General features: G+C 56.8%; 8 protein-coding genes. All 8 read right to left on the bottom strand.

The features are described from left to right. Positions 1-2,189, bottom strand: a 2,189-nt coding sequence (locus EDC27_RS00625; RefSeq protein ID WP_123288692.1) for a phage/plasmid primase, P4 family, incomplete at its 3' end; no start/stop codon positions are given. Positions 2,190-2,383: 194 nt separating this feature from the next. Continuing rightward, on the bottom strand, positions 2,384-2,650 hold the full coding sequence (locus EDC27_RS00620; RefSeq protein ID WP_123288691.1) for a hypothetical protein: 267 nt from the start codon (positions 2,648-2,650) through the stop codon (positions 2,384-2,386). Positions 2,651-2,914: 264 nt separating this feature from the next. Then, entirely contained in the window at positions 2,915-3,853 is a 939-nt protein-coding gene (locus EDC27_RS00615) for a tyrosine-type recombinase/integrase (RefSeq protein WP_123288693.1), read from the bottom strand. A gap of 88 nt (positions 3,854-3,941) precedes the next feature. Further along, positions 3,942-4,319 carry an RNA-binding protein gene (locus EDC27_RS00610; protein WP_123288690.1) on the bottom strand — a complete coding sequence of 126 codons (378 nt, stop codon included), beginning with the start codon at positions 4,317-4,319 and terminating at the stop codon, positions 3,942-3,944. 632 nt (positions 4,320-4,951) lie between these two features. Continuing rightward, entirely contained in the window at positions 4,952-5,317 is a 366-nt protein-coding gene (locus tag EDC27_RS00600) for a helix-turn-helix domain-containing protein (RefSeq protein WP_170161492.1), read from the bottom strand. Positions 5,318-5,662: 345 nt separating this feature from the next. Beyond that, positions 5,663-5,857, bottom strand: a complete 195-nt coding sequence (locus EDC27_RS00595) for a hypothetical protein (RefSeq protein WP_148045620.1) — start codon at positions 5,855-5,857, stop codon at positions 5,663-5,665. A gap of 46 nt (positions 5,858-5,903) precedes the next feature. Next, on the bottom strand, positions 5,904-6,122 hold the full coding sequence (locus tag EDC27_RS00590) for a hypothetical protein (RefSeq protein ID WP_148045619.1): 219 nt from the start codon (positions 6,120-6,122) through the stop codon (positions 5,904-5,906). Positions 6,123-7,815: 1,693 nt separating this feature from the next. Next, the coding region (locus EDC27_RS00585; RefSeq protein ID WP_211334715.1) for a primase-like DNA-binding domain-containing protein at positions 7,816-8,193 on the bottom strand (378 nt) is incomplete at its 5' end.

Here is an 8,193-nt window from a genome sequence, read left to right as displayed (position 1 = left end):
GGGTGCACAACGCAGCACTCGTCTATGAAATCCCCTATGGTGTCCATTTCACTGCGGTAACCTTCCGTAGCTTCGGTCACGGCCTCGGGTGGTTGCAGCCCTTGCCGTTGCCATTCCAGGCAGCCCCGCACGGCCCATGCTAGGATGCCTGGAAGTTCCGCTTCTAGCTTCTGCCCAAGTTCCCGGTCCTGCTCTTCTGGTGGGATTTGCACCGTGAAGGGCACTAGGCGCATTCGGCGCCATATGGCCGAAGTCTGCCCCCTGATGTCGGGCTTGTGGTTCGTTGCGATAACGATCTTACATTGTGGCTTGAATTCGAACGGTTCGGCGTACAGGAAGCGTGCCGATATGGTATCCCCCCCGGTCAACCTCTTGATCAACGCCTCGTCAAGGCGCCGCCCCTCGGCGCTTTCCGCAGCCGCGACAAACCTAGCGCCCCGCAGCTTCGCCACGTCGTTTGTCACGGCCCCAGGGCGCTGGACCATGAAGGTGTCTGCCTGGGTTGTCTGTCCGTAGTCACCGAATATCTTTTGCACAGCTTCCAGGAACGTGGTTTTGCCGTTCGCCCCGCTGCCCCAGAAAATGTGAAAGCACTGCTCTTTTGTTATGCCCGTCAAGGCATAGCCAACGAACCGTTGCAGGTAGGCAATCAAGTCTTGGTCCCCGTCCATGATTTCTTCCAGGAACGCAAGCCACCTCGGGCATTGCGCCTCGGGGTCATAGTGCACGGGTGCAAGCTTCGTGATCATGTCTCGCTTGTCGTGCGGCCGAAGCTCACCGGTTCGCAGGTCAATTGTCCCGTTAAGGCAATTGAATAGCCATGGGTCTTTGTCCATGGTGTCCGGGTGCGCAGGCACTTCACTTTGGGCAAGGAACAACATGGCTTGAATTCGCCCGCTTCCTTCGGTCTTTTGCGCATGCTTTCGAATGGCTCGGACTATGTTTTCGTCCACCTTGTTTTGTTCGGCCACGTCGGCTTCCCGATGAATGGACAAGGCCACGTCCTTAGCCAATTGCCGCACGTAACCCGTTTCGTCGCACTTCCACCGGGTGCCGTCCCATAGCAGCCATTTACCCCACAGGTGGCAAAAGCGCACATTCGCCCCGTGGTGCGCCACGAACCGCTTTGCGTTGCCAAGGTCGGTCAAGTGAAGCCGGCCGTCAGGGTCTAGGCCCTTAGCACGTTCGGCTTCCCATTCGCCCGCCCAATAGTCCACCCATTCGTTAACGTATTTTTCATCATAGACGGGCTTGCATTTTTGCTTGTTAAGGGCAAGGGTCAACATGCGCACTTCCTCGCGCCCTGCCCCCATGTTCAGCCAATGCCTGATGTATGCCGTTAGGGTGTTATAGCGCTGCCCGTCTGGTATCTCGTCGGCATCCCAAGGCCGAACGACACGTTGCACCTCGCAGGCTTCCACCTCGGCTTTGTGGTCCGCGTCTTTCCCTTCACGTTGCGGCTTAGGCTTAGGCGTTTGCTCTTTCTTGCCCCTGCCCAATTCCCGCAGTTTTTGAAGCACTTCCTCGGGAAGTTCTTTTCTAGGGGTCTCGAAAATGCTCTTGGTCCATTCGTAGGTGCGCCCACTATGATGTCTGCTAGGTGGTAGGACGATGTATCCCCCGTCCCCTTTGACGTCGATTTGGTGCGCTGAAATGGCGATGGTTCGCACAGGTCCATTGCTTACCGTAAAGAACAGCCTCCGCCCCCGCCCGCTCCGGTCCGATGCGGTTTCGCTTAGGCCCGGGTGTTCTTTTTCAAGCTCGGCCAGCAATTCCTCCCCTTTTGGTCCGTCGATGTCTATCACGACACCGACACAATCCTTGCCTGCGCCCGTGGCCCCGCCGATGTTCGCGTTCGGCCACTTCTCCCACCATTCGACAACCTTTGTGACGTCGTTCGTGGGTGCGTTCTCGGGGTTGTTCTTCCATGCAAGCAAGGGGTGTTTCCCTGGGCTTTCGCATTTCTTCCAATTGCAGGTCCTTTTCAGTTCCCCGGTCTTTGGGTCCTCGATGATCCCGCACAAGGGGTGCACCTTGAAGCCGGCCTGGGCATACTTCACCGCAGCCTTGCCAAGGTCACTTAGGCGCGCAATGCGTTCTTCCAGGCTTAGCTTGTGCTTGCTGTTCTTGGCGTGTTTTCCTTGACGAACGTCGGGTTTCATGCGATCATTGGAAGCGTGATTATTCATCACTTAACCTCCGTTGTGCCCCGTACGGGTTGTGGGGCCCGTCGGGGTTTTCTTTTGTCCACTGCCGATGGTTTTTGACAACTACCTGATTTTCTGGCATATTCACGACGGCACCTCACAATCGTGCCCTCCTTCCACGCGCCCCGGTCGGGATAGGCCCACCGGGGTTTCCTTTTGCGCACATGGTGGCCCCCTTAAGCGCAGTAATAAGCCTGGGCATCTTCGGGCCTTTGCGCTTCGGCCTCGGCCTCAGCCTCTAGAATGGCTTCAGCTAGTTCTGTGATCTTGGCGTCCAGTTCTGGGCTTGGTCGGAAGGTCCCCTTAAGAACGCCGTACAGGTGTCCGCAACTGCAGCCAAGTATCTGGGCAAGTCTCGGAACGTTGTAGCGCTTAAAGACGTGTGCAAATCTGTGGGGTGTGGGTTGAAGCAGGTTTTCCAGGTCTTTGGGCGTAAGCTTCATCGGCAACCTCCTCGTTAATCGCGTTTGCGTTAACGGCCTGTGGGCGGCGCCGATTTTTAGCTTGCCCCGTGGCCTCCGTAGGCCTTATACTTCAGTCGCCGGGGTTTACGACGCCGCCCGGTTTCTCGCTTCTTATGCCGCCATGGTGACGTTGCGGGTCACCATGGCAACCTTTCCTAAGACCCCTTACCATAAATATGATCCCTTGGCAAAGAAAAAGTATATCCTACATATACCAAAGGCTTATAGCTGCATAGTTACAGCCTAGAACGGCACGCGTAACATAGCTGCAGCTTGCCTCTTGGCGGCTTCACCCCGCCTATCGTAGCGCGCTGTGGTGGTTACTTGCGCATGTCCAGCTAAGCGCTGGACCGTTACGATATCGGCGCCCATGTCCAGCAAGTCCGAAACGAAAGACCTTCGCAGGTCATGGGGTGATAGGTGTTCAACGCCTGCTTCCTTGGCGCGCCTAGCTAGAATGTAATAGACGGCTTGCGTTGTCATTCGGCGCCATTGCAGGTCACCGGCTTTGGTCACAGGTAGGAACAACGGCCCCGCGGCTTTGCCCCTCGTGCGCAGCCATGCGGTCAAAGCCCGTGCCGCACCATTAGTCACGTGGCACAGCCTCTGTTTGCGCCCTTTGCCCTGCACGCGCAAGGTGCCTTCGCCTTGGTCATAATCGGCAAGGTCTAAGCCTATCACTTCGGCACGGCGCAAACCGCAGCCATACATAAGCGCAATGATAGCTGCATCCCTGGTGCCCTTGGGGCTTTGGTCCGCCTTGCATGCTTCCATTAGTGCGCGCAATTCGGCATGGCTTACGGCCCGCCCTGCAGGTAGGCTTTCGCCACGAACGCAAGGCACATCAGCCGCCCTCTGGTAATCTTCGGCGTCCATAAGCCCAAGGCGCCATGCAGCCCGAAGCACACCTCGCAGTGCAGCCAAGACTTTGTTTGCCGTTGTGTGCTTCATGGTATTGGCCAGGTGGCTTCGTATGGCTTGCACGTGCTGATAGCGCAGCCCCTGCCATGGAAAATCCATGGCACCGAAGCGCCCTTGGGACACGTACCTTGCCACTTGTTCAAGCGCCCCTAGCATGGTGCGCCTGCTCGTCCCTTCCGACAAGCCGGCCAGGTAAACCGCAGCCGGGTTTTGGTCCGCCGGCCTCGGGCTTTGCGCTTCGATGGTGATCAATTCGTTCATGGTGCCCCCCATTGTCACAGAAGGTTCATTCTAATAAGTAAAAAGACCAAGGAAAAAGCCCGCAGGTGGGCACCTACGGGCTCGTTGTCTATTCATCTTCGGTCAATGCCTCGATGCCGGCCTCTAGTGCTCTGATTGCCGTAGCGTTGATCGATTCCTCGCGCCGTGCTGCAAGTACCTTCAAGGCGGCTTTCAAGCGCCTGGGCACTCGCAGGTGGAAGCCCACGGGCTCGTAGGCCTCGCGCTGCAAGGCTTCCCAGGTCACTGTGTTTCGGGGTTTCCGCCCCGGGTCACCTGGCACAAGCCTACAAAAAGCCCATAGCAGACCGTCCACCATGGGTGCACGTCCTGCCGCCTCGATGGTCTCCATTACTTCATCGTATTCAACGTCCTTAGGAACACCGGTCACCTGCAGGTAGCAGCTTGACCGCGTCCCAAGGTCCCACATCACGTTCCACGTTGCCATTGCCCAGCACCTCCCTTGTTGTGTTCCCTTTATTGGTACCATCATATCATGCTAGCACAGGAAGTCAAGGGCAAAGTGCAGGTGGAACGTGTTTTTTGGCCTTGCGTCACCATATCAATGTTCCCGCACCGTCCCTCACGCGCCATATCCCGCTTCGAAGTGCCAATTCAGCCGCCGTGTTCACTGGCATATCTAGGCGCTTCGCAAGTGCCCGCAGTTCGGCCCATACGTCACAGGGTAGGCGCAACCTCACGCGCCTGGTCTCCCGTGCTCTACGCTTCAAGGCTTCCCATGTCGCAAAGCGCCTCGGGCTCCCTTGTGGCTTCCCCTTGACCACCTCGCAACCAACCCAAGGCGCCCCGTCCACGTAGGGTGCATATCCAGCCGCTTCAATGGTCCATCGAACGTCATCTTCGGTCGCGTCCCTAGGAACGCCAAACACCTGCATGTAACAAATGTCCCCTATCTTCACATGCCACGTCGCCATGGTTCTCACTCCTTTTGCTAGTGTCCTATGTCCCCCCTAAGGTAAACGGCTTGCGACGTTTGCGCAGGAACGGCGATCGCGCCCCGCCCTATGGTTTGATATGGGTCCACGTCAAAAACCGCTCCTGGTGCAATCTCGCGCGAATTCACGGGTTTTTGCCTTTCTTGGTCACCGCTTCCTTGATGTCTGGCCTTAGGTCCAGGAAGTCTATCCCATATTCACGTTGCAAGCGTATGGCCAAGCGCACGCTCGGGATGATCTTCCCGCTAAGCACCTCGCTTAGGTATTGGCGCGATATGCCCAATTGACGCGCCATTTCTGTGCGGGATGGCTTAGCGCGCTTGGCCTTCACCTTTGCCACGTGTTCGGCAACTAGGGTTTCCAATGGCTTGCCATAGTGCGCCTCGATGTCTCGGCGCGTCCTTGGCGAAGGGTCGGCACGCCCCCTAAGCACCTCGCTCAGGTAGCCGGCCGATATGCCGATGGCCTTTGCAGCTTCCTTTATCGTCATGGCACCTCCATGGATAAGCCGGCCCGTGGAAGCCGGCCTGGGTTCATCGAATCCACCGCCCGTCCCTATATTCACGGGCTCCACGTGGCTTCCGAATCGGTTCCTCGATGCAATGCGCTGGGTCCGGATGCGTCTTGGCCCCATGTTCCAGGGTTAGCCAAACGCCCCCCTCCACCTCGACGGCGCCCTCGCCTACGTAGCGACACCGCCGGCCAATCAGGTGGCCCCAGTCAGCCGCGCGTAAGCCCGTAGGCCACGCAAGCCGGTATCGCACCGGGCGGCCCAAGTCCGAATCCCAGTCGGTCAACATGAACAAGCGCCCCGCCCGTTCGACGATCTCGCCCTTCATTGGTCCACCTCCGGGTCAAAGATGATTGCAGGCCCGCCTTCCAGCTCGACAATGCCGTCCCCCAGGTATTCGCACCGCCGGCCTACCAGGTATGACCATTCGGCCGAACGAAGCCCCGTGGGAAGTGCCTTATCGGCCCCGTCATGCACTAGGTATAGGCGCCCGTCGATGTCCACAAACATGCTATTCATGGCTTCCTCCTACAAGAAAGCCGGCCCCGTAGGACCGGCCCTTGTGTTATCGGATGTCCGCTTCCTCCCCAAGCCCAAGGCCTTGGATCAGCTTCTGGGCACGGTCCATTTTCTCTTCCGTGGCCCGATGAACCCAGGCCACCGCACGGCACCTGTCGCAATACAGGTGCTTCATGTCTGGTTCTGGCCCGTAGCCAAGGGCAATGGTGCCCCCGCAATGGTGCCCGGGGTTTGGGTTTCTGTGCATGTCTAGGATGCTAGCCATGGTGCGCCTCCCTATGCGGTTTGCGTTGTCTTGATAAACTTGACGAAGCATACCATGCGCCATGGTGCGCGTCAATATAAATCTGACACGGGATGCCATTTTTTGGTGCCCCATGCATGGTAGCAGCCTGGGTGGTCCATATAGTGATCCTGTGGCCCGCCACGTTGCGCCACACCGGCCGAAAGCCGGCAACCCATAGTCCAGGTAGGGTGCACCGCCACAAGCGCACAGAACGCAATCTGGCGTCTACGAACGGGCAAGGCTTGCACTGGTCAGGAAGCCGTTGCTGGCCAAGGAAGCGCATGAGCGAAAAAGATGCGGGTATGGTGGGAATTTGCTTCATCAGAATTCTGATGAAGCAAAACCGTGGACACTAAAAAAGCTGGCCAAGGAAGCCCTGTGAAGGCCCTTGCGCCATGGTGAAGCCCATGCTAGCGTCCCACGTGTGCCCTAGGGGGTTGCGACACCATACGATAGTCTAGGTGCATAGGAATTCTTCTGGCCCCGCAAAGGGCACACACTTTCCCCACCGTGGTTGCCCCCCGGTAGGGCGGTCCGTAAGTCATCGGGATCACTACACGAAATCGGCGCGCGTACCTTCGTTTTATTGCTTATCAGAAATTTGACACAAATCACATGGCCTTGTCAGGTAACGCATGACAAAGCCCTTGCCGTGGCACAGACAACGTGTGGTAAGGGTCTACCTGACACCGCAATGTCCGTGGCCATACTTCGTGTGTTCGATGGTAGTTGACGGCGCAAGCGGGTGGTCCGTTGCTTCACCCCAATTGGGGTGCAGCAAATCCATGGTGGCCCATGCACGCAACCGCCACGTTGCTGCAGGCAAATTTGCCTGAAGCAAATCCCCACAAAAACCCATAAGTGCCCGGAATCCATAGGAATTCACGGCCTAACACGGTCGGGATGCGCGTTGTGCATGGCCCACAAGGGTGGTCCCAAGTGCGGTCAACACTGCTAAGTGCCTGGAATTGCTGTGGGTTCACTGTGTGTAGTCACAAAGCGGAAGTGCGCCGATGCGCCACAAAAACGGCACCTTGGGTACCCCAAAAAAGGCACCGGGGTGACCTTAGGGTGACCTTCTGGAAGGGTTTTTTTGGGGTAAAAATGGCGAAAAGCTAGGGAAAACAGCCACTTAAGCGGGGTGACCTTTGGGGTGACCTTCTGTCGAACGGGTGAAAAACCGGAAAGCCCAACGATTTCAAGCGCTTAAGGCGTTTCAGATGGTCTTGTCGGGTGACCTTTGGGGTGACCTTTGAAATTGCCTTGTATCATGATATCTTCAAGTAAATTCAGGTACTTAACAACCACTGGGGTGACCATGGTGACCTTCTATGCAACCCTTTTACTTGGGAAAAAATGAAGTACCCCTAGAAAGAAAAGAAAGGAAAAAGGAAGGGGTGAAAAAATAGAAAAAGAAAAGGTTTGCAGCAAAGGTCACCATCGTCACCCCCGCCTACCTTAACCCTTTGGAATTCATGCGAAATATCATGCTATCAGCCATTTTTAAAGGTCACCCCAAGGTCACCCCAGCCTTGCCTTTGGAATCGAACGTAAGTCGTTGAATCCAAAAGAAAAACCCCCGTTTTCGGGGGTCATTTAGAAGGTCACCCCAAGGTCACCCCAAAGGTCACCCCAAGGTCACCCTGGGAAGCGTGTTCTTGCGTCTAGCGCACTAGGCGTCTCCCTTGGCCACAACCCGCAAAGCCGCGCTGTAGCTGTTTTCTTTGCCCTTACCTTTGCCCCATTCTCGTTCCCGCTCTTCGTCCACCCTCTCTGCTACGCTAGGTTGAAGCCCGATCCCTTCCCACAATCTATGGCCCTTGAATGTCACGCGTTTGAAGCCGCGTTCACCCAAGGTTAGTCCAAGCCGCCTCTGGCTATATGGCCTTGCGCCCGCGTCCTTGCACCATAGCTCATAAGCTTTGTACAAATCCGAAGCGAACGCCTTCAACGTCGGGTGCACAACGCAGCACTCGTCTATGAAATCCCCTATGGTGTCCATTTCACTGCGGTAACCTTCCGTAGCTTCGGTCACGGCCTCGGGTGGTTG

The organism is Desulfosoma caldarium (genome assembly GCF_003751385.1).
GTDB lineage: Bacteria > Desulfobacterota > Syntrophobacteria > Syntrophobacterales > DSM-9756 > Desulfosoma > Desulfosoma caldarium.
Note: the sequence above shows the minus strand (reverse complement) of the source record. Positions and strands in the feature narration are given on the sequence as shown.